Origin of the sequence: Nonomuraea angiospora, from assembly GCF_014873145.1 — a bacterium.
Taxonomy (GTDB): domain Bacteria; phylum Actinomycetota; class Actinomycetes; order Streptosporangiales; family Streptosporangiaceae; genus Nonomuraea; species Nonomuraea angiospora.
This window is the reverse complement of the sequence record NZ_JADBEK010000001.1, coordinates 5774946-5798505: the sequence shown is the minus strand read 5'-3', so window position 1 is coordinate 5798505 and position 23560 is coordinate 5774946. Positions and strand designations below refer to the sequence as shown.

General features: G+C 72.5%; 1 protein-coding gene (running past one end of the window). It reads left to right on the top strand.

What is annotated here, in order from left to right; genetic code table 11:
* Positions 1 to 23560, top strand: the 3' portion of a protein-coding gene (locus H4W80_RS61080) for a type I polyketide synthase (RefSeq protein WP_225963671.1). 3845 nt of this gene lie to the left of the window's left edge; 23560 of the gene's 27405 nt are visible here — the last part of the coding sequence; its start codon lies off the left edge, out of view; its stop codon occupies positions 23558 to 23560.

Here is a 23560-nt window from a genome sequence, read left to right as displayed (position 1 = left end):
CCGCAACGGGCACCGGGTGCTGGCGGTCCTCAGGGGCTCGGCGATCAACCAGGACGGCGCCAGCAACGGCCTGACCGCGCCGAACGGTCCCTCGCAGCAGCGGGTGATCCGGCAGGCCCTGGCCAACGCCGGGCTCGCGGCCGGGGACGTGGACGTCGTCGAGGCCCACGGGACCGGGACCACTTTGGGCGACCCGATCGAGGCCCAGGCCCTGATCGCGACCTACGGCCAGGACAGGGACCAGCCGCTGTGGCTGGGCTCGCTCAAGTCGAACATCGGCCACTCCCAGGCCGCCGCCGGCGTGGGCGGCGTCATCAAGATGGTCATGGCCATGCGCCACGGGATGCTGCCGCGGACCCTGCACGCGGACGAGCCGTCCCCGCACGTGGACTGGTCTGCCGGCGCCGTCGAGCTGCTCACCGAGGCCCGGCCGTGGGAGGCACAGGACCGCCCGCGCCGCGCCGCCGTCTCCTCCTTCGGCATCAGCGGCACCAACGCCCACGTCATCATCGAGCAGGGCGACCCGGCCGTCCCGGCCCCCCGCGACGACGCGAACCTCCCCGCCGTCCCCTGGCTCATCTCGGCGAGGACGCCCGAGGCGCTGGCCGGGCAGGCCGAGCGGCTCGCGTCCTGGGCGACGCCCGGCATCCCCGTCGCCGCCGCCGGCGCCGCGCTGGCCGCCGAGCGGTCCGTGCTCGAACACCGCGCGGTGGTCGTCGGCCGCGAGCGTGACGACCTGCTGGCCGGCCTGCGGGCCCTGGCGGGCGGCCCCGCCGCGCCCGGCGTGCTGACCGGCAGCGGCCCGGCGGGCCGGCTCGCCCTGCTGTTCACCGGGCAGGGCAGCCAGCGGCTCGGCATGGGGCGCGAGCTGGCCGCCGCCTTCCCCGTCTTCGACGAGGCGCTGGAGCGGATCTGCGCGCTGCTGGATCCCCACCTGCCGCACCCCCTGCGCGAGGTGATGTTCACCGACCCCGACGGGGTGCTCAACGAGACCGGCCTGACCCAGCCCGCCCTGTTCGCCTTCGAGGTCGCCCTGTACCGGCTGCTCGAATCCCTCGGCGTGCGGGCGGACGTGGTGGTCGGGCACTCCGTCGGCGAGATCGCCGCCGCCCACGTGGCCGGGGTGTTCTCCCTCGCCGACGCCTGCACCCTGATCGCCGTACGGGCCCGGCTCATGCACACGCTGCCCCCGGGCGGCGCGATGCTCGCCATCGCATCGTCCGAGACTGACGTCCTGCCGCTCCTCGACGGGTACGAGGACCGCGTCGCCATCGCCGCCGTCAACACCCCGACCTCGGTGGTCATCTCCGGCGCGGAGGCCGCCATCGAGGAGATCGCGCGGAACGTCACGGCACGCAAGCGCCGGCTGCGGATCTCCCAGGCCGCTCACTCACCGCTGATGGAGCCGATGCTGGCGCCCTTCGAGGAGGCCATCGCCGGGCTGACCTACCACGAGCCCGCCATTCCGGTGATCTCCAACGTCACCGGCAGGCTCGCCGAACCCGGCCTGCTCACCAGCCCCCGGTACTGGATCGACCACGTACGACGCCCCGTCCGTTTCGCCGACGGCATCGCCGCCGCGGACGCCGCGCTCTTCCTGGAGGTGGGCCCCGACGGCGTCCTCACCGCGCTGGCCCAGCAGATGCTCCCGGACGGCGTCTTCGTCCCCGCCGTGCGCAAGGACCGCGACGAGATCGACACCTTCGTCCAGGCCCTCGGACAGCTCCACGCCTGCGGCGTCACCGTCGACTGGAACGCCTACTTCGGCGCCGCCCCCGCACTCCACGTCGACCTGCCCACCTACGCCTTCCAGCGCCGGCGGTACTGGCTGGAGGCGCGCGGTCCCGTGGACCCGCCCGCCGAGCACGTCGGGCTGTTCGAGGTGGACTGGATGCCCGTACCCGCCGCGGGCGGCGCCACCATGGCGCCCGGCGACGTGCTCCTGCCCTGGCACGACGAGGACGAAAGGGACGGGACGGACCGGGCGCGCGCGGCCGTGCTCCGCGTGCTCTCCGCCGTCCAGGACTGGCTCGACGGCGAGCAGCCCGCGTCGGCCCGGCTGGTGATCGTCACCAGGGGAGCGACCGACGAGGTGCCCGACCTGGCCGGCGCGGCCGTGTGGGGCCTGGTCCGGTCGGCGCAGACGGAGTACCCGGACCGGTTCGTGCTGCTCGACGACGACGGCAGCGTCGAGGACGCCGTCGCCGCCGCACTCGCCTACGACGAACCCCAGCTCGCCATCAGGTCCGGCAAGATCCACGTCCCGAGGCTGGCGCGGCGCGGCCGGCCGGCGGCGGACCGGCCCTGGAACCCCGACGGGACCGTGCTGGTCACCGGCGGCACCGGCGCGCTGGGCCGCACGGTCACCCGGCACCTCGCCACCCGGCACGGCGTACGCGACCTCGTCCTCGTCACCCGCGACCCGCACTCGGCCGGAGCCGTCGCGCTCGCGGCCGAGCTGGCCGAGCTCGGCGCGCACGCCGAACTCGTCGCCTGCGACGTCACCGACCGCGAGGCGCTGGCCGGGCTCATCGACTCCTGCCGCGACCTGACCGGCGTCGTGCACATCGCCGGCGTGCTCGACGACGGCGTCGTCCCCGCGCTGACCCCCGCGCGGCTCGACACCGTGTGGCGGACCAAGGCCGAGACCGCCTGGCTCCTGCACGAGCTGACCCGCGAGCGCGAGCTGTCGGCGTTCGTGCTGTTCTCGTCCTGCGCGGCCACGCTCGGCAGCGCCGGCCAGGCCAACTACGCCGCCGCCAACGCCTTCCTCGACGCCCTCGCCCGCCACCGCCACGCGCTCGGCCTGCCCGCCACGGCCCTGGACTGGGGCCTGTGGGACAACTCCGCCGAATTCGGCGGCATGGCGGGCACGCTCGCCACGGCCGACCTGGCACGCTGGGCCCGGCTCGGCGTCGCCCCGCTGCCGCGGGAGGAGGCGCTGGAGCTCTTCGACTCCGCGCTCGCGGGCGGCGCCGTGACGACGCTGCCCGCCCGGCTGAGCCTGGCCAAGGTCGCGGAGCCCGTACCGGCGATGCTGCGCGGGATGCTGCGCAAGCCCGTCGAGCGCCGCGCGGCCGTCGGCTCCCTTGACGTGCCGCTGGCGCAGTCGCTGCGCGGGCTGAGCCCGGACGAGCAGGAACGCACCCTGCTCGACCTGGTACGCGGCCAGGCCGCCCTCGTGCTCGGGCACGTGACGCCGAACGTCATCAGCGCCACCGGAGCGTTCAAGGACGCCGGGTTCGACTCGCTCACCGCGGTCGAGCTCAGGAACCGGCTCAACGCCGCCACCGGGCTGCAACTGCCCAGCTCGCTGCTGTTCGACTACCCGTCGCCCAAGACGCTGACCGAGCACCTGCGTACCGAACTGCTCGGCGGCTCCGCCACGCCCGCCACCGCGGCACGGGCGGCCGGCCACGACGAGCCGATCGCGATCGTGGGCATGGCCTGCCGCTTCCCCGGCGGCGTGCTGTCGCCGGACGACCTGTGGGAGCTGGTCGCGCAGGGCCGGGACGCGGTGGGCGAGTTCCCCACCGACCGCGGCTGGGACCTGGACCGGCTGTTCGACCCCGACCCCGGCAACCGGGGCACCTCCTACACCCGGCAGGGCGGCTTCCTGTACGACGCCGCCGCCTTCGACGCGGCCTTCTTCGGCATCTCGCCGCGCGAGGCCCTGGCCATGGACCCGCAGCAGCGGCTGCTCCTGGAGGCCTCGTGGGAGGTCTTCGAACACGCCAACATCGACCCGGCCACGCTGCACGGCAGCCAGACCGGGGTCTTCACCGGCATCGCGCCGATGGAGTACGGACCACGGCGCTCCGAGGGCTCCGACGCGGTCGAGGGATACCTCCTCACGGGCCAGCTGGCCAGCGTGGCGTCCGGGCGGGTGTCGTACACGTTCGGGTTCGAGGGCCCTGCGGTGACCGTGGACACCGCGTGCTCGTCGTCGCTCGTCGCGTTGCACCTGGCCGCGCAGGCCCTCCGGACGGGCGAGTGCGACCTGGCCCTGGCGGGCGGCGCGATGGTGATGGCGTCGCCCGGCACGTTCGTGGAGTTCTCGCGGCAGCGGGGGTTGTCGGCGGACGGGCGCTGCAAGGCGTTCTCGGCCTCGGCCGATGGCACGGGGTGGAGCGAGGGCGTCGGCGTGCTGCTGGTGGAGCGGCTGTCGGACGCGCGGCGTAACGGGCATCGGGTGCTGGCCGTCGTCAAGGGCTCGGCGATCAACCAGGACGGCGCCAGCAACGGCCTGGCGGCGCCGAACGGTCCTTCGCAGCAGCGGGTCATCCGGCAGGCGCTGGCCAACGCCGGGCTGTCGGGCGCTGAGGTGGACGTGGTCGAGGCGCACGGGACCGGGACCACCTTGGGCGATCCGATCGAGGCCCAGGCGCTGATCGCGACCTATGGCCAGGAGCGGGATCGGCCGCTGTGGCTGGGCTCGCTGAAGTCGAACATCGGTCACACGCAGGCCGCCGCCGGTGTCGCCGGGGTCATCAAGATGGTGATGGCCATGCGGCACGGGATGCTGCCGCAGACGTTGCACGTGGACGAGCCGTCGCCGCACGTGGACTGGTCCGCGGGTGCTGTTGAGCTGTTGACCGAGGCTCGGGCGTGGGACGTGGAGGATCGTCCGCGCCGGGCCGCCGTCTCGTCGTTCGGGGTGAGCGGCACCAACGCCCACGTGATCCTCGAGCAGGGGGATCCGGTCGAACCGGCTCCCGAGGAGGTCGCGGACTCGCCGGTGGTGCCATGGGTGCTCTCGGCGAAGAGCCGCGAGGCGCTGGTGGAGCAGGCCGGGCGGTTGGCGTCGTGGGTGTCGGAGCGGCCGTCGCTCTCGGCGGCGGACGCCGCCTGGTCGTTGGCGACGGGGCGTTCCGCGCTGGAGCAGCGTGCGGTCGTGGTGGGCGCTGATCGTGACGAGCTGCTGGCCGGGTTGCGGGAGGTGACGGCCGGCAGCGGCTCGGGTGGCAGGCTGGCGTTGTTGTTCGCCGGTCAGGGGAGCCAGCGGGTCGGGATGGGCCGGCAGCTGGCCGAGGCGTTCCCGGTGTTCGCGGAGGCGCTGGAGGAGATCGACCGGTTCCTGTCGATCCGTGAGGTGATGTTCAACGATCCCGATGGGGCCTTGAACGAGACGGGGATGACTCAGCCGGCGTTGTTCGCCTTCGAGGTCGCTTTGTACCGGCTGCTGGAGTCCTTCGGGGTGCGGGCGGATGTGCTGGTCGGGCACTCGATCGGCGAGATCGCCGCCGCGCATGTGGCCGGCGTGTTCTCGCTGGAGGATGCGTGTGCCCTGGTGGCGGCGCGGGCGCGGTTGATGCAGGCCCTGCCCACGGGTGGCGCGATGCTCGCGATCGCCGCACCAGAGGCGGAGGTTCTCCCGCTGCTGGGGGACCGGGTCGGGATCGCGGCGGTCAACGGCCCGGCTTCGGTGGTGGTCTCCGGCGATGCCCAGATGATCGCGGAGATCGAGGAGCGGGTCAGTGTCCGGACGCGCAGGTTGCGGGTCTCGCATGCCTTCCACTCGCCGCTGATGGAGCCGATGCTGGCTTCCTTCGAGGAGGCCATCGCCGGGTTGACCTACCACGAGCCCACTGTTGCGATCGTTTCCAACCTGACAGGCCGGCTGGCCGAGCCGGGTCAGCTCACCCGTCCCCATTACTGGGTGGAGCATGTGCGGCAGGCCGTTCGGTTCGCCGACGGGGTGATGGCCGCGGAGGCCGATTGTTTCCTGGAGGTCGGCCCGGATGGGGTGCTGACCGGGCTGGCTCAGCAGAGCATCGCCGATGGGGTGTTCGTTCCCGCGACGCGTAAGGACCGGGATGAGGTTCGCGCGCTGGTCGAGGCGCTCGGCCGGTTGCACACCCAGGGGATCGCCGTGGACTGGACGGCGGTTCTGACCCCGGCCAGGCACGTCGACCTGCCCACCTATGCCTTCCAGCACCAGCGGTACTGGCTGGAGTCGGGCACAGCAGTCAGCGACGTGACCGCCGCCGGGCTGAGCGCCGTGGAGCACCCGATGCTCAGCGCGGCCGTGCCCGCCCCCGACTCCGACACCCTCACGCTCACCGGGCGGCTGTCCCTGGCCACGCTGCCCTGGCTCGCCGATCACGCGGTCAACGGCACCGTGATCCTTCCGGGCACGGGCTTCCTCGAGATCGCGCTGCGGGCCGCGGCGGAGACCGAGGACTGCGAGGCGGTCTCCGAACTGGCCATCCAAGCCCCTCTTGTGATCACGCACGAGCACCCCGTACAGCTCCAGGTGGTCATCGACGGACCGGACGACGGCGGCCGGCGTGGCATCGCCGTGTACTCCCGCGCCGAAGGCGGCGACTCCTGGCAGCGGCACGCCCAGGGCACCCTCGGCCCCGCCGCCGCACCTGGCTTCGACCTCGCGCAATGGCCGCCGGCCGGGGCGCAGCCCATCGACATCGACAACCTGTACGACGACCTGGCCGTCTCGGGCCTGGAGTACGGCGAAGCCTTCCAGGGCCTGGTGAGCGCCTGGCAGCGCGACGGCGCGGTCTACGCCGAGATCGTGCTGCCCGACCAGGCGCTGGCGGGCGCGGAGCGGTTCGGGTTCCACCCCGCCCTGCTGGACGCGGTGCTGCACTCCATCACGCTCGGCGACCTCCTGCCGCGTACCGAGCCGGGACAGCCGTTCCTGCCCTTCGCCTGGTCCGGCATCTCGCCGCACGCGGCCGGCGGGACCGTGGCGCGGGTCCGTACGACGGCGAAGGGCCAGGGCGAGCTGTCGCTGAGCGTGGCGGACGACACCGGCGCGCCGATCCTCACCGTGGACTCCCTGGTGGTCAGGCCCGTGACGGCCGAGCTGTCGGCCGCGAGCACGCCGTACGCGCTGGACTGGGTGACCGCGCCCGCCACCGCCGGGCCGGAGCCCGAGCGCGTGGTGGAGCTCGACGGCCTGGCCTCGCCGGCTGACCTGGGGGCGGTCCCGGACCTGGTGCTTGCCCGGGTTCCGGCCGGTGCGGGACGTACCAGGACGTACGAGGTGCTGGCGCTCGTCCAGCAGTGGCTCGCGGACGAGCGGTTCGCGCAGGCCCGGCTGGCTCTGGTGACCAGTGGGGCGGTCAGCGTCGCCGAGGGCGAGGTGCCGGATCTGTCCACCGCGCCCGTCTGGGGCCTGATGCGGTCCGCCCAGTCCGAGCACGCCGGCCGGTTCCTCATCGTCGACACCGACGACCATCCCGACTCCGAGGCCGCGCTGCTGCGCGCCTGCGCGTCCGGCGAGCCGCAGGTCGCCCTGCGGCACGGAGAGATCCGGGTGCCGCGCATCGTTCCCCTGACCCGGGCGACCCCTGTGGCCGCGGCCGGGCCGGTGGACGGGACCGTGCTGCTGACCGGTGGCACGGGAGAGCTGGGGGCCCTGGCCGCGCGGCGGCTCGTCACCGGGCACGGCGTACGGCACCTGCTGCTCGCCGGCCGTCGCGGTGCCGCGGCGCCCGGCACGCAGGAGCTGGTGGACGAGCTGACCTCGCTGGGCGCGCAGGTCACCGTGGCGGCCTGCGACGTCGCGGACCGCGCGGAACTGGCCGCCCTGCTGGCCGCCATCCCCGCGGACCGGCCGCTGCAGGGTGTCGTACACCTGGCCGGGATCGTGGACGACGGCGCGGTGACGTCGCTGACCCCCGAGCGGATCGACCGCGTCTTCGGCCCTAAGGCGGACGCCGCCTGGCACCTGCACGAGCTCACCGAGGGCCTCGGCCTGTCGTTCTTCGTGATGTACTCGTCCGTCGCGGCCACGGTCGGCAGCGCCGGCCAGGCGAACTACGCCGCCGCGAACACGTACCTGGACGCCCTGGCCCTGCACCGGCGGGCGCAGGGCCTGCCCGCCGCCTCCTTCCAGTGGGGGCTGTGGGAGTCGGACCGCGGCATGGCCGGCGCGCTGAGCCAGGTCGACGTCGCCCGGCTCGGCAGGGTCGGGCTCGCGCCGCTGCCCGTGGCGGAGGGCATGTCCCTGTTCGACGCGGGGCTCGCGCTCGACAGGGGAGTGCAGATGCTCGCCCGCCTCGACACGGCCGCCCTGCGCCGCCAGGACGAGGTCCCCGCCGTCTTCCGTTCCCTGGTCAAGGCCCCGGCGCGCAGGCCGGCGGCGCCCAGGCCGGCGAGGGCGCGGGCCGACAAGGGCGCGCTGCTGGCGCTCATCCGTACGAGCGTCGCGCAGGTGCTCGGGCACGCCGACGCCGACTCCGTGGACATCGGGACCGCGTTCAAGGACCTCGGGTTCGACTCGCTGAGCTCCATCGAGCTGCGTAACCGGCTCAACGCCGCCACCGGCCTGCGGCTGCCGGCCACGCTCCTGTTCAACTTCCCCACCCCCGACGAACTCGCCGAGCACCTGCGCGCCGAGCTCACCGGATCCTCGCGGGCCGACCAGGTGGCCGCCCGGACCGGCACCGCCGACGAGCCCATCGCGATCGTCGGCATGGCCTGCCGCTACCCCGGCGGCGTGGTCTCGCCCGAGGATCTCTGGCGGCTCCTCACCCAGGGCGCCGACGCGATCACCACCTTCCCCGGCAACCGGGGCTGGGACCTGGAACGGCTGTACGACCCCGACCCCGCCCACGCGGGCACCAGCTACGCACGAGAGGGCGGGTTCCTGCACGACGCCGACCTCTTCGACCCCGCGCTCTTCGGGATCTCGCCACGCGAGGCCACCGCGATGGACCCGCAGCAGCGGCTGCTGCTCGAAACCTCGTGGGAGGCGATCGAGCGGGCCGGGATCAGCCCCAAGGCGATGCGCGGGAGCCGTACCGGCGTGTTCGCGGGCGTGATGTACCACGACTACGGCACGCGCCTGCCGCAGGCGCCCGAAGGGTTCGAGGGGTTCGTGCTCAACGGCAGCGCGGGCAGCATCGCCTCGGGCCGGGTCGCCTACACGTTCGGGCTGGAAGGCCCGGCCGTGACGGTGGACACGGCGTGCTCGTCGTCGCTGGTGGCGCTGCACCTGGCGGCGCAGTCCCTGCGGTCCGGCGAGTGCGATCTCGCCCTGGCCGGCGGGGTGACGGTGATGGCCACGCCCAACGTCTTCATCGAGTTCTCCCGGCAGCGCGGGCTCGCCGCCGACGGCCGGTGCAAGGCGTTCTCGGCCTCCGCCGACGGCACCGGCTGGGCCGAGGGCGCGGGCATGCTGCTGGTGGAGCGGCTGTCGGACGCCCGGCGCAACGGCCACCAGGTCCTCGCCCTCGTCCGGGGCACCGCGATCAACCAGGACGGCGCCAGCAACGGCCTGACCGCCCCGAACGGCCCCTCCCAGGAGCGCGTGATCCGCCAGGCCCTGGCCAACGCCGGTCTGACGACCTCGGACGTGGACGTGGTCGAGGCCCACGGCACCGGTACGACGCTGGGCGACCCGATCGAGGCGCAGGCCATCATCGCGACCTACGGCCAGGAGCGGGACCGGCCGCTGTGGCTCGGGTCGCTGAAGTCGAACATCGGCCACACGCAGGCCGCGGCGGGCGTGGGCGGCGTGATCAAGATGGTCATGGCGATGCGGCACGGCCTCATGCCCCGGACCCTGCACGTGGACGAGCCGTCGCCGCACGTGGACTGGTCGGCGGGGGCGGTCGAACTGCTGACCTCGGACCGCCCCTGGGACCTCCGGGACCGCCCGCGCCGCGCCGGAGTCTCGTCCTTCGGCGTCAGCGGCACCAACGCCCACGTGATCGTCGAGCAGGGGCCGGCCGCCGTCGAGCCCGCCGACGAGGACGACCCGTCGATGCCTGCCGTGCCCTGGCTCGTCTCGGCCAACGACCCGGCGGCGCTACGGGAGCAGGCGGGCAGGCTCGCGGACTGGGCGTCGAGGGAGGACGTACCGCTGGCCGGGGTCGGCAAGGCGCTGGTCTCCGCGAGAGCGGTGTTGGAGCGGCGTGCGGTGGTGGTGGGCGCTGACCGTGACGAGCTGCTGGCGGGGTTGCGGGCGCTGGCCTCGGATGGGGTTTCCGACGGCGGCTCTGGCGGCCGGTTGGCGTTGTTGTTCGCCGGTCAGGGGAGTCAGCGGGTCGGTATGGGCAAGCGGCTCGCCGAGGCGTTCCCGGTGTTCGCCGAGGCGTTGGAGGAGATCGACCGGTCCCTGTCGATCCGTGAGGTCATGTTCGACGACCCGGACGGGGTGTTGAACGAGACCGGGATGACCCAGCCGGCGTTGTTCGCCTTCGAGGTGGCGCTGTATCGGCTCCTGGAGTCCTTCGGCATCCGCGCGGACGTGCTGGTCGGGCACTCGATCGGCGAGATCGCCGCCGCACACGTGGCCGGAGTCTTCTCCCTGGCCGATGCATGCGCGCTGGTGGCGGCCCGGGCCCGGTTGATGCAGGCCCTGCCGACGGGCGGCGCGATGCTGGCGATCGCTGCACCCGAAGCGGAGGTCCTGCCGCTGCTGGAGGGCCAGGTTGGGATCGCGGCGGTCAACGGTCCCGCAGCGGTGGTGATCTCCGGTGACGCTCAAAAGATCGCAGAGATCGAAGAGCGCGTCAGCGTTCGGACGCGCAGGCTGCGGGTCTCGCACGCCTTCCACTCCCCGCTGATGGAGCCCATGCTGGCGGACTTCGAGCAGGCGATCTCCGGTTTGACCTTCCACGAGCCGAAGGTCGCGATCGTCTCCAACCTCACCGGCCAGTTGGCCGAGCCGGGCCAGCTGACCAACCCCGGTTACTGGGTGGAGCATGTGCGCCAGGCCGTGCGGTTCGCCGACGGAGTAGCGGCTGCGGAGGCCGGCTGCTTCCTGGAAGTCGGCCCGGATGGAGTGCTGACCGGGCTGGCCCAGCAGAGCATCGCCGACGGGGTGTTCATCCCCGCCACGCGAAAGGACCGGGACGAGGCCCGCGCGCTGGTCGAAGCGCTCGGCCGCCTGCACACCCACGGCATCATCGTGGACTGGGACACCTACTTCGCCTCCGTCCCCGCCAGGCACGTCGATCTGCCCACCTACGCCTTCCAGCGCCGGCGCTACTGGCTCGACGCCGGATACTCCGCCGGTGACGTCGCCTCGGGCGGCGGGCTGGCGGCCGTGGAGCACCCGCTCCTGACCGCGACCGTCCCCTCTCCGGGGACCGACACCCTCACCCTCATCGGCCGGCTGTCGCCGGCCATGCAGCCGTGGCTGGCCGACCACCTGGTGGGCGGCCGGGTGGTCGTGCCGGGCTCGGCACAGGTCGAGCTGGCCGTACGGGCCGGGGACGAGGCCGGTTGCCCGGTGCTCGACGAGCTCACCCATCAGACCCCGATGATCCTGCCCGAGCGGGGCACCCTGCATCTCCAGGTGGTGGTCGGAGCCGCCGACGAGTCGGGACGCCGGCAGGTGACGATCTACTCGAGGGCCGAGGACGCCACGGACTGGAGCCAGAACGCCCAGGGCATGCTCGCCCCGGTCGCCGCCGTACCCGGCTTCGACCTCAGGCAGTGGCCGCCGCCCGGCGCGCTGCCTCTCGACGTGGGCGGCGTCTATGAAGACCTCGCCGCGACCGGCATGGAGTACGGCGGCGCCTTCCAATGCCTCAGGGCCGTCTGGAAGAGCGACGAAGCCGTCTACGCCGAGATCGCCCTGCCGGAGCACGTCCATCCCGAGACCCGGCGGTTCGGTCTGCACCCGGCGCTGCTCGATGCCTCCCTGCACGCCATCCCCATGTCGGGGCTGCTGCCGCAGGCCGAGCCGGGACGGCCGTACATCCCCTTCGCCTGGAGCCAGGTGGCGCTGCACGCCGACGGCGCGACGTTGCTTCGGGTCAGGATCGCGCCCACGGCCGGCGCCGGTGTGGTCGCCCTGACCATGGCGGACGCCGCCGGCGCGCCCGTCATGGAGGTCGGCTCGCTCACGCTGCGCCCGAGCTCCGCCGACCAGCGGACGACCGGTCCCAACACCCTGTTCCAGCTCGACTGGGTGCCGGCCGGTGGCCGTACCGCGCAGAACGACTTCCAGTACGAGATCTTCGACGTACCCGTGACCGGGGCGGGCACCCCGGAGGCGGCCAGGCAGGCCGCCCACGCCGCGCTGGCGGCGGTGCAGGAGACGCCCGCGCGCCTCGTGGTCGTCACGCACGGCGCGGTCGCGGCGACCCCGGACGACGTACCGGACCCGGCGCAGGCGGCGGTGTGGGGCCTGGTACGAGCCGCACAAGCCGAACAGCCGGACCGGTTCCTGCTCCTGGACGTGGACGACGACTCGGCCGAGCCGGTCTCCCAGGCGCTGGCCACCGGCGAGCCCCAGGTGGCGGTACGGGCCGGCCGGCTGCTGGTGCCGCGCCTCAACCGCGCCGCACGCTCGGAGGAGCCGGGGGCGGTGTTCGGGGCGGACGGCACGGTGCTGGTCACCGGCGGCACCGGTGGGCTCGGCGCGTTGGTCGCCCGCCACCTCGTCAATGCGCACGAGGTCAGGCGCCTGCTGCTGGTCAGCCGGCGCGGTCCGGACGCGCCGGGCGCGGCCGAGCTGGTGGCCGAGCTTTCCGGCCTGGGCGCCGAGGTGGACGTGGCCGCCTGCGACGTCGCGGACCGCGACGCTCTCGCCCGCCTGATCGCCGCCGTCCCCGTCGACCGCCCGCTGACGGGTGTCGTTCACACGGCAGGTGTGCTGGACGACGGTGTCATCGGCTCCCTCACGCCGGAGCGCATCGACGCCGTCCTGCGGCCCAAGGCCGACGCGGCCTGGCATCTGCACGAGCTCACGCGGGATCTCGATCTGACCGCGTTCGTGCTGTTCTCCTCCCTGTCCGGGGTGCTGGGCAGCGCGGGCCAGGGCAACTACGCCGCCGCCAACACGTACCTGGACGCCCTGGCCCAGCGGCGCAGAGCGCAGGGCCTTCCGGCGACCTCGCTGGCCTGGGGCCTGTGGGCCACCGGCGGCATGGCGGGCGAGCTGGACGAGTCCGACCTGCGCCGCCTCGAACGCGGCGGCATCACCCCCCTGCCCATCGCCGACGGGCTGGCCCTGTTCGACGTCGCGGTCAACGGCGACCGCGCCGACCTGGTCCCGGCCGCGCTGAGCATGCCGGCGCTGCAGGCCCAGGCTCAGGCGGGCACGCTGCCCGCGCTCCTTCACGGGCTGGTCCGCGTGCCCACCCGCCGTGCCGGCACGACCAGCATCAGCGCGAACCCGGCCGATCTCCTTCAGCTGGTACGTGGCCAGGTGGCCACGGCGCTCGGGTTCCAGAGCGCCGATGCGGTGGAGCCGAGCAAACGGTTCCAGGAGCTGGGCTTCGACTCGCTGACCGCGGTGGAGTTCCGCAACCAGCTCAACGCCGCGACCGGGCTGAGGCTGCCGGCGACGTTGGTGTTCGATTTCCCGACGGCTGAGGCGGTGGCGGAGTTCCTGGCGGGTGAGCTGGCCGGTGGGCAGACGTCGCAGGTCGTGGCGGCGGCTGCGGTGGTGGACGAGCCGATCGCGATCGTGGGGATGGCGTGCCGGTATCCGGGGGGTGTGGTTTCGCCTGAGGGCCTGTGGGAGCTGGTGTTCTCGGGCCGGGATGCGGTTGGGGAGTTCCCGGTTGATCGGGGTTGGGATCTGGAGAGGTTGTATGACCCCGATCCGGACAGCCGAGGGACGTCGTATGCGCGGCATGGCGGCTTCTTGTATGACGCGGCGCAGTTCGATTCAGGATTTTTCGGGATTTCGCCGCGTGAGGCGTTGGCGATGGATCCGCAGCAGCGGTTGCTGCTGGAGGCGTCGTGGGAGGCGGTTGAGCGGGCGGGGATCGATCCGACGGGGTTGCGTGGCAGTCGGACGGGTGTGTTCGCCGGGGTCATGTACCACGACTACGCGCCCCAGCTCTCGGCCGTGCCCGGCGAGCTGGAAGGGCTCATCGGCACCGGCAGCTCCGGCAGCATCGCCTCCGGCCGGGTGAGCTACACCCTGGGCCTGGAAGGTCCGGCCGTGACCGTGGACACGGCCTGCTCGTCGTCACTGGTGGCCCTGCACCTGGCGGCGCAGGCGCTGCGGTCCGGTGAGTGCGACCTGGCGCTGGCCGGCGGCGTCACCGTGATGGCCACCCCGAGCACCTTCATCGAGTTCTCCCGGCAACGGGGCCTGTCCCCGGACGGGCGCTGCAAGGCGTTCTCGGCGGCAGCGGATGGCACCGGGTGGGGCGAGGGTGTCGGCATGCTGCTGGTGGAGCGGCTCTCGGACGCCCAGCGCAACGGGCACCGGGTGCTGGCGGTGGTCAAGGGCTCGGCGATCAACCAGGACGGTGCCAGCAACGGCCTGACCGCGCCGAACGGTCCCTCCCAGCAGCGGGTGATCCGCCAGGCGCTGGCGAACGCCGGTCTGTCGGCCGGGGACGTGGACGTGGTCGAGGCACATGGCACCGGGACCGCTCTGGGCGACCCGATCGAGGCCCAGGCGCTCCTCGCGACCTACGGCCAGGACCGGGACCAGCCACTCTGGCTGGGATCGATCAAGTCGAACATCGGCCACGCGCAGGCCGCGGCGGGCGTCGCGGGCGTGATCAAGATGGTCATGGCGATGCGGAACGGGGTGCTGCCGCAGACCTTGCACGTGGATGAGCCGTCGCCGCATGTGGACTGGTCGGCTGGTGCGGTGCGGTTGTTGACCGACGCGCAGCCGTGGGAGCAGAACGGGCACGCCCGTCGTGGGGCGGTCTCCTCGTTCGGGATCAGCGGTACGAACGCTCATGTCGTGCTGGAGGAGCCTCCCACTTCGGCAACCGAGACCGGTGGCACGGAGTTGCCGGTGGTGCCGTGGCTGGTGTCGGCCAAGGACACGCGGGCGCTCCAGGCGCAAGCGGCTCAACTGGAATCGTGGCTGTCGGCCCGGCCGTCGCTCTCGGTATCGGACGCCGCTTGGTCGTTGGCCACGGGGCGGGCGGTGTTGGAGCAGCGTGCGGTCGTGGTGGGGGCTGATCGTGACGAGTTGTTGGCTGGGCTGCGGGTGCTGGCCTCGGATGGGGTTTCCGAGAGTGGCTCGGGTGGCAGGCTGGCGTTGCTGTTCGCCGGTCAGGGCAGCCAGCGGGTCGGCATGGGCAGGCAGCTCGCCGAGGCATTTCCCGTCTTCGCCGAGACGTTGGAGGAGATCGATCAGCTCCTGCCGGTCCGCGAGGTCATGTTCGACGACCCGGACGGGGTGTTGAACGAGACCGGCATGACTCAGCCGGCGTTGTTCGCCTTCGAGGTCGCTTTGTATCGGCTGCTGGAGTCCTTCGGGGTGCGGGCGGATGTGCTGGTCGGTCACTCGATCGGCGAGATCGCCGCCGCGCATGTGGCGGGGGTGTTCTCGCTGGCGGATGCGTGTGCGCTGGTGGCGGCCCGGGCCCGGTTGATGCAGGCCCTGCCGACCGGCGGGGCGATGCTGGCGATCGCCGCGCCTGAGGCAGAAGTTCTGCCCCTGCTGGGGGACCGGGTGGGGATCGCGGCGGTCAACGGCCCGTCAGCTGTGGTGATCTCCGGCGACGCCGAAGAGATCGCGGAGATCGAGGGGCGGGTCAGTGTCCGGACGCGCAGGCTGCGGGTCTCGCACGCCTTCCACTCGCCGCTGATGGAGCCGATGCTGGCCGACTTCGAGGAGGCCATCTCCGGTCTGACCTACCACGAGCCCACTCTTGCGATCGTCTCCAACCTCACCGGCCAGATCGCTGAGCCGGGCCAGCTGACCAACCCTGGTTACTGGGTGGAGCACGTCCGGCAGGCCGTGCGGTTCGCCGACGGGGTGACGGCAGCGGAAGCGAGCCACTTCCTGGAGATCGGCCCTGATGGAGTGCTGACCGGGCTGGCCCAGCAGAGCATCGCCGACGGGGTGTTCATCCCCGCCGCCCGCAAGGACCGCGACGAAGCCCGCGCCGTGCTTGAAGCGCTCGGCCAGCTGCACACCCACGGCATCACCGTGGACTGGACCGCGGCGCTGACACCGGCCAGGCACGTAGACCTGCCCACCTACGCCTTCCAGCGGGAACGGTACTGGGTGCCCGCCGCACAGGGCACCGGCGACGTGGACGCCGCCGGGCTGGGTGCCATTGACCACCCCGTACTCCGTGCCGCCATCTCGGCGCCGGACTCCGACACTCACACCTTCACGGGCCGGTTGTCGCTGGCAACGCATCCATGGCTGGCAGATCACCAGGTCAACGGCCGGGTGGTGGTGCCGGGAGCGGCGCTGGTGGAGCTGGCGGTGCGGGCCGGGCACGAGCTGGACTGCCCGCAATTGCGGGAGCTGACCATCCAGGCGCCGTTGCTGGTGCCGGCCGAGGGTGGCGTGCATATCCAGCTGGTCGCCGGACCATCGGACGAGACAGGCGCCCGTCCGGTGAGTATCCATAGCAACCAGGCGGGGGAGTGGGTGCAGCATGCGCAAGGCTTGCTCGCCGACCAGGGCGAGGAGCCGGTGTTCGACCTGGCTCAGTGGCCTCCGGCCGGGGCTACCCCCGTTGACGTCGACCAGCTGTACGACGACCTGGCTGCGAGTGGACTGGAATATGGGCCGCTCTTCCAAGGCCTGACCGCCGCCTGGCAGCAGGGAAACGCGGTGTTCGCCGAGATCACGCTGCCGGAGCAGGCGCACGCCGAGGCGGGCCGGTTCGGTTTGCACCCGGCCTTGCTGGACGCGTCCCTGCACGCCGCCGCGCTGGGCGACGTGGTGCCGCGACCGGAGGCAGGGCGCCCGTATCTGCCGTTCGCCTGGAGCGGGGTGTCGTTGCACGCGGCCGGCGCCAGCGGCCTGCGCGTCAAGGTGAGCGCGGCTGGAGCGGCGAGCATCACGTTGAGCATCGCCGACGAGACCGGCGCGCCGGTGGCCGAGGTCGATGCGCTCACCCTGCGCGCCCTGTCCGCCACCGAACTGAGCGCGTCCGAGACCCAGGGCTTGCTGCACCGGCTCGACTGGGTGGCGGTCCCGGCGACTCCCACGCAAGAGGCGCACCAGTGGATCGTGCTGGGCCCCGACGACTTGGGCACCGGCGCCCGGACGTACCCCGACCTGGCCTCGATCGAGCCGATGGAGGCCGTGGTCGCGTGCCCGGCCGCCGGCCAGGACGTGCACGCGACGACCCACGCGATGCTGGATCTGCTCCAGAAGTGGCTCGCCGACGACCGCTTGACCTCGTCCCGGCTGGTCGTCGTCACCCACGGCGCGGTGACGGCCGGTCCGGAGGATGTGCCGGAGCCGGCGCAGGCGGCAGTGTGGGGCCTGGTACGGGCCGCGCAGGCCGAGCAGCCCGGCCGGTTCACGCTGCTGGACCTGGACACGGAGCCGCTGCGCGCGGAGACGATCGCCCAGGTCCTGGCCACGGGCGAGGCCCAACTGGCCGTCCGAGCCGGTCAACTGCTGACCCCGCACCTCAAGAGGCAGGAACCAGGCTCCATTTCGGGGCCGGGACCCTGGGGGAACGAGGGAACCGTGCTGGTCACCGGTGGCACCGGTGGCTTGGGCGCATTGGTGGCCCGGCACCTGGTGGTCGCGCACGAGGTCAGGCACCTGCTGCTGGTCAGCCGCCGGGGCCTGGAGGCGCCCGGTGCCGCCGCGCTCGTGGTCGAGCTCGCCGAGCACGGCGCGAACGTGTCGGTGGCCGCCTGCGACGTCGGAGACCGGGACGCCCTCGCCCGGCTGATCACCTCGATTCCCGCCGAGCACCCGCTGACGGGTGTCGTCCACACGGCGGGTGTGCTGGACGACGGTGTCATCGCCTCCCTCACGCCGGAGCGCATGGACGCCGTCCTGCGGCCGAAGGCCGACGCGGCGTGGCACCTGCACGAGCTCACGCGGGATCTCGATCTGAGCGCGTTCGTGCTGTTCTCCTCGGTGGCCGGGGTGCTGGGCAGCGCGGGCCAGGGCAACTACGGCGCGGCCAACGCGTACCTGGACGCGCTGGCGCACCACCGCAGAGCGCAGGGTCTCCCGGCGACCTCGCTGGCCTGGGGCGTCTGGGCCACCGACGGTATGGCGGGCGAGCTCAAGGAATCCGACCTTCGCCGCATGGAACGCGCAGGCGTGAAGCCGCTGTCCATCGATGACGGGCTCGCTCTCTTCGACACCGCCGTGTCGTCCGGGCAGGCGCTGCTGATTCCCGCACGTTTCGTACAAACCAGGACCAACGGGCGCACCCCGGTGCGTCGTGCCGGCAGCGCCAACGGCCTCGCCCAGCGTCTGGCCGCGCTGGACCCGGCCGAACGCCGAGCGATGCTGACAGACCTGGTCCGCGGCAGCGCGGCCACGGTGCTCGGGTTCGCCGACGGGTCGGCCATCGACCGGCAACGCCAGTTCCAGGACCTCGGCTTCGACTCCCTGACCGCGGTCGAGTTCCGCAACCAGCTCAACGCGGCCACCGGACTGCGGCTCCCGGCCACCCTCATCTTCGACTACCCGACCGCTGAGGCGGTGGCGGAGTTCCTGGCGGGTGAGCTGGTCGGCGGGCAGACCTCGCAGGCCGTGGCCGCCACCACAACCGCGACGGACGAGCCGATCGCGATCGTGGGGATGGCGTGCCGGTATCCGGGTGGCGTGACCTCGCCGGAGGACCTGTGGGAGCTGGTGGCGCAGGCCCGGGACGCGATCGGAGACTTCCCGACCGATCGTGGCTGGGACGTGGAAGGAGTGTACGGACCGGAGCCCGGCACGCCGGGCAAGACCTACACGCGCCTGGGCGGCTTCCTGTACGACGCCGCCGAGTTCGACCCCGTGTTCTTCGGGATCTCGCCGCGTGAGGCGTTGGCGATGGATCCGCAGCAGCGGTTGTTGCTGGAGGCGTCGTGGGAGGCGGTTGAGCGGGCGGGGATCGATCCGACGGGGTTGCGTGGCAGCCGGACCGGTGTGTTCGCCGGAGTCATGTATCACGACTACGGGTTGGGCACTCCGGCGAACACCAGCGGCGGAAGTCTGGTGTCGGGCCGGGTCTCTTACACGTTGGGGCTGGAGGGCCCTGCGGTGACGGTGGACACGGCGTGTTCGTCGTCTTTGGTGGCGTTGCATTGGGCCGCTCAGGCGTTGCGGTCGGGGGAGTGTGATCTCGCTCTGGCCGGTGGTGTGACGGTGATGTCGACGCCAGGGATGTTCATCGAGTTTTCGCGGCAGCGGGGCCTGTCGGCGGATGGGCGCTGTAAGGCGTTCTCGGCGGCGGCGGATGGCACTGGCTGGGGTGAGGGTGTCGGTGTCCTGCTGGTGGAGCGGCTGTCTGACGCCCAGCGCAACGGTCACCAGATCCTGGCGGTACTCAAGGGCTCAGCGATCAACCAGGATGGCGCGAGCAACGGGATCACAGCTCCGAACGGTCCTTCGCAACAGCGGGTGATCCGGCAGGCGCTGGCGAACGCCGGGCTGTCGGCCGCCGATGTGGACGTGGTCGAGGCACATGGCACGGGCACCAAGCTCGGCGACCCGATCGAGGCCCAAGCCCTCCTCGCGACTTATGGCCAGGAGCGGGACCAGCCGCTGTGGCTCGGGTCGCTCAAATCGAACATCGGTCACACGCAGGCTGCGGCCGGCGTGGGTGGCGTGATCAAGATGGTCATGGCGATGCGGAACGGGATTTTGCCGCAGACCTTGCACGTGGAAGAACCATCGCCCCACGTGGACTGGACGGCGGGCGCGGTGCGGCTGCTCACCGACGCGCAGCCGTGGGAGCAGAACGGGCACGCCCGTCGTGCGGCAATCTCCTCGTTCGGGATCAGCGGTACTAACGCTCATGTCGTGCTGGAGGAGCCTCCCGCTTCGACAACCGAGACCGGTGGCACGGAGCCAAGCGTGGTGCCATGGCTGGTCTCCGCGAAGAGCCGCGAGGCGCTTCAGGCTCAGGCGGCTCGGCTGGCGTCGTGGCTGGAGGAGCGGCCGGAGCTGAAGACGGCTGATGCCGCTTGGTCGCTGGCCACGGGGCGTTCTGCGCTGGAGCAGCGTGCGGTCGTGGTGGGCGCTGATCGTGACGAGCTGTTGGCTGGTTTGCGGGCGCTGGCCTCGGATGGGGTTTCCGAGGGTGGCTCGGGTGGCAGGCTGGCGTTGCTGTTCGCCGGTCAGGGTAGCCAGCGGGTCGGCATGGGCCGGCAGTTGGCCGAGGTGTTCCCGGTGTTCGCGGAGGCGCTGGAGGAGATCGACCGGCTGCTGCCGGTCCGCGAGGTCATGTTCGACGATCCCGATGGGGTGTTGAACGAGACGGGGATGACTCAGCCGGCGCTGTTCGCCTTCGAGGTGGCCTTGTATCGGCTGCTGGAGTCCTTCGGGGTGCGGGCGGATGTGCTGGTCGGGCACTCGATCGGCGAGATCGCCGCCGCTCACGTGGCTGACGTGTTCTCGCTGGAGGATGCGTGTGCGCTGGTGGCGGCTCGGGCGCGATTGATGCAGGCCCTGCCGGCCGGCGGCGCGATGCTCGCGATCGCCGCACCAGAGGCGGAGGTTGCACCCCTGCTGGAGGGCCGGGTCGGGATCGCGGCGGTCAACGGCCCGTCAGCTGTGGTGATCTCCGGCGACGCCGAGGCGATCACCGAGATCGAGGAGCGGGTCAGCGTTCGCACGCGCAGGCTGCGGGTCTCGCACGCCTTCCACTCGCCGCTGATGGAGCCGATGCTGGCCGACTTCGAGCAGGCGATCTCCGGTTTGACCTTCCACGAGCCGAAGGTCGCGATCGTTTCCAACCTCACCGGCCAGTTGGCCGAGCCGGGCCAGCTGACCAACCCTGGCTATTGGGTGGAGCACGTCCGGCAGGCCGTGCGGTTCGCCGACGGAGTAGCGGCTGCGGAGGCTGATTGCTTCCTGGAAGTCGGCCCTGATGGCGTGCTGACCGGGCTGGCTCAGCAGAGCATCGCCGACGGGGTGTTCATCCCCGCCACCCGCAAGGACCGCGACGAAGCCCGGGCCCTGGTCGAGGCGCTCGGCCGGCTGCACACCCACGGCATCGCCGTGGACTGGACCGCGGTGCTGGCCCCGGCCAAGCATGTCGATCTGCCCACCTACGCCTTCCAGCACCAGCGGTACTGGGTGCCGGCCAGTCTGGAGTCCGGTGATGTGGACGCCGCCGGGCTGGGCGCCATCGATCATCCGATGTGGAGTGCGATGACCGAGGTGGCCGGCGGCGCGTCGGTCATCTTCACCGGCCGCCTGTCCCTCACGTCACAGCCCTGGCTGGCCGATCACCAGGTCAACGGCCGGGTGGTGGTGCCAGGTGCGGCGCTGGTGGAGCTGGCGGTGCGGGCCGGGCACGAGCTGGACTGCCCGCAGCTGCGGGAGCTGACCATCCAGGCGCCGTTGCTGGTGCCGGCCGAGGGCGGCGTGCACATCCAGCTGGTCGCCGGACCATGCGACGAGTCAGGCACCCGCCCCATAAGCATCCATTCCCGCAGCAACCAGGCGGCAGAGTGGGTGCAGCACGCCCAAGGCCTGCTCGCCGACCAGGCCGAGGAGCCGGTGTTCGACCTGGCTCAGTGGCCTCCGGCCGGGGCTGCTCCGGTTGACGTCGAGCAGCTGTACGACGACCTGGCTGCGGATGGGCTGGAGTACGGGCCGCTGTTCCAGGGGCTGACCAAGGCCTGGCGGCAGGGAAGCGCGGTGTTCGCCGAGATCACGCTGCCGGAGCAGGCGCACGCCGAGGCGGGCCGGTTCGGTTTGCACCCGGCCTTGCTGGACGCGTCCCTGCACGCCGCCGCGCTGGGCGACGTGGTGCCGCGACCGGAGGCAGGACGGCCGTATCTGCCGTTCGCCTGGAGCGGGGTGTCGCTGCACGCGGCCGGTGCGAGCAGCCTGCGGGTCAAGGTGAGCGCGGCTGGAGCGGCGAGCATCACGTTGAGCATCGCCGACGAGAGCGGCGCGCCGGTGGCCGAGATCGACACCCTGACCCTGCGCGCCCTGTCCACCGCCGGCACCCAGAGCTCGCTGCACCAGCTCGACTGGATCGCGATCCCGCCCGCGTCCGGCTCGCAAGCAGCCCGGTGGGTCGTGCTGGGCCCCGACGACTTCGGCACCGGCGCCCGGACGTACCCCGACCTGGCCTCGATCGAGCCGGCGGAGGCCGTCCTGGTCGGGTGCCCGGCCGCCGGCCAGGACGTGCACGCCACGACCCACACCACGCTGGAGCTGCTCCAGGAGTGGCTTGCCGACGACCGCTTGGCCTCGTCCCGGCTGGTCGTCGTCACCCACGGCGCGGTGGCCGCGACCGCGGACGACGTACCGGACGCGGCGCAGGCGGCGGTGTGGGGTCTGGTACGGGCCGCGCAAGGCGAGCAGCCCGGCCGGTTCGTGCTGCTGGACCTGGACGGTGACGCGTCCGAGGACGTGATCGGCCGGGCACTGGCGTCGGGTGAGTCGCAGCTCGCGGTGCGGGCGGGCGAGCTCCGGGTGCCGCGCCTCAGCCAGGTCACGGAGCTGGAGGATGAGGGTCCGGTGTTCGGGCCGGACGGCACCGTGCTGGTCACCGGAGGCACGGGCGGGCTGGGTGCGCTGGTGGCCCGCCACCTCGTCACCGAGCACGAGGTCAGGCGCCTGCTGCTGGTCAGCCGGCGGGGCCCGGAGGCGCCGGGCGCGGCCGAGCTGGTCACCGAGCTGGAAGGGCTCGGCGCCCAGGTGGAGGTGACCGCCTGCGACGTGGCCGACCGCGAGGCGCTGTTCGGGGTGGTCGCCTCGGTGGCGGACTCGCTGACCGGGGTGGTGCACACGGCGGGCGTGCTGGACGACGGGGTGATCACCTCCCTGACGCCCGAACGGCTCGACACCGTCCTGCGGCCCAAGACCGACGCCGCCCGGCACCTGCACGAGCTGACGCGAGGGCTCGACCTGACCGCGTTCGTGCTGTTCTCCTCGCTGGCCGGCGTGCTGGGCAGCGCGGGCCAGGGCAACTACGCCGCCGCCAACGCGTACCTGGACGCCCTGGCGCACCAGCGCAGAGCCCAGGGTCTCCCGGCGACCTCCCTCGCCTGGGGCCTCTGGACGACCAGCGGCATGGCGGGCGAGCTGGCGGAGGCCGACCTGCGCCGCATGGAACGCGCGGGCGTGCAGCCCCTGACCGCCGAGGAGGGACTGGAGCTCTTCGACCTCGGCATCCGCTCCGGCCGCGCCACGCTGGTCCCCGCGAAGTTCACCAAGGCCGGGACCCGTACCCGGCCACGCCGCGTCCGCCCGGCCCAGGGACTGGCGGAACGGCTGGCCACGATGGAGCCGGACCGGCTGCAGGACACCCTGTCCGAACTCGTCAGGGGCCAGGTCGCGGCGGTGCTCGGGTTCGCCGACGGGTCGGCGATCGAGCCGGGGCGCCAGTTCCAGGATCTCGGCTTCGACTCCCTGACCGCGGTCGAACTCCGCAACCAGCTCAACACGGCCACCGGACTGCAGCTCCCGGCCACGCTCATCTTCGACTACCCGACCCCCCACGACCTGACGCGATTCGTACTGGAGCAGCTCTTCCCGGCCGCCGCGGCCAGGACGGCCGGGCCCGTCGCGGCCCGGAGCGACGCCGAGGTACGGCAGCTCCTGACGACCATCCCGATCTCACGGCTGCGTGAGGCCGGGCTGCTGGACAGCCTGTTCCGCCTGGCCGGTCCGGAGGAGGACGGAGAGCCGGACGGCAGGACCGAGGAGATCGACAGCATGGACGCCGACCTCCTGATTCAGCTCGCCCTTGAAGGCGGGAGTTCCTAG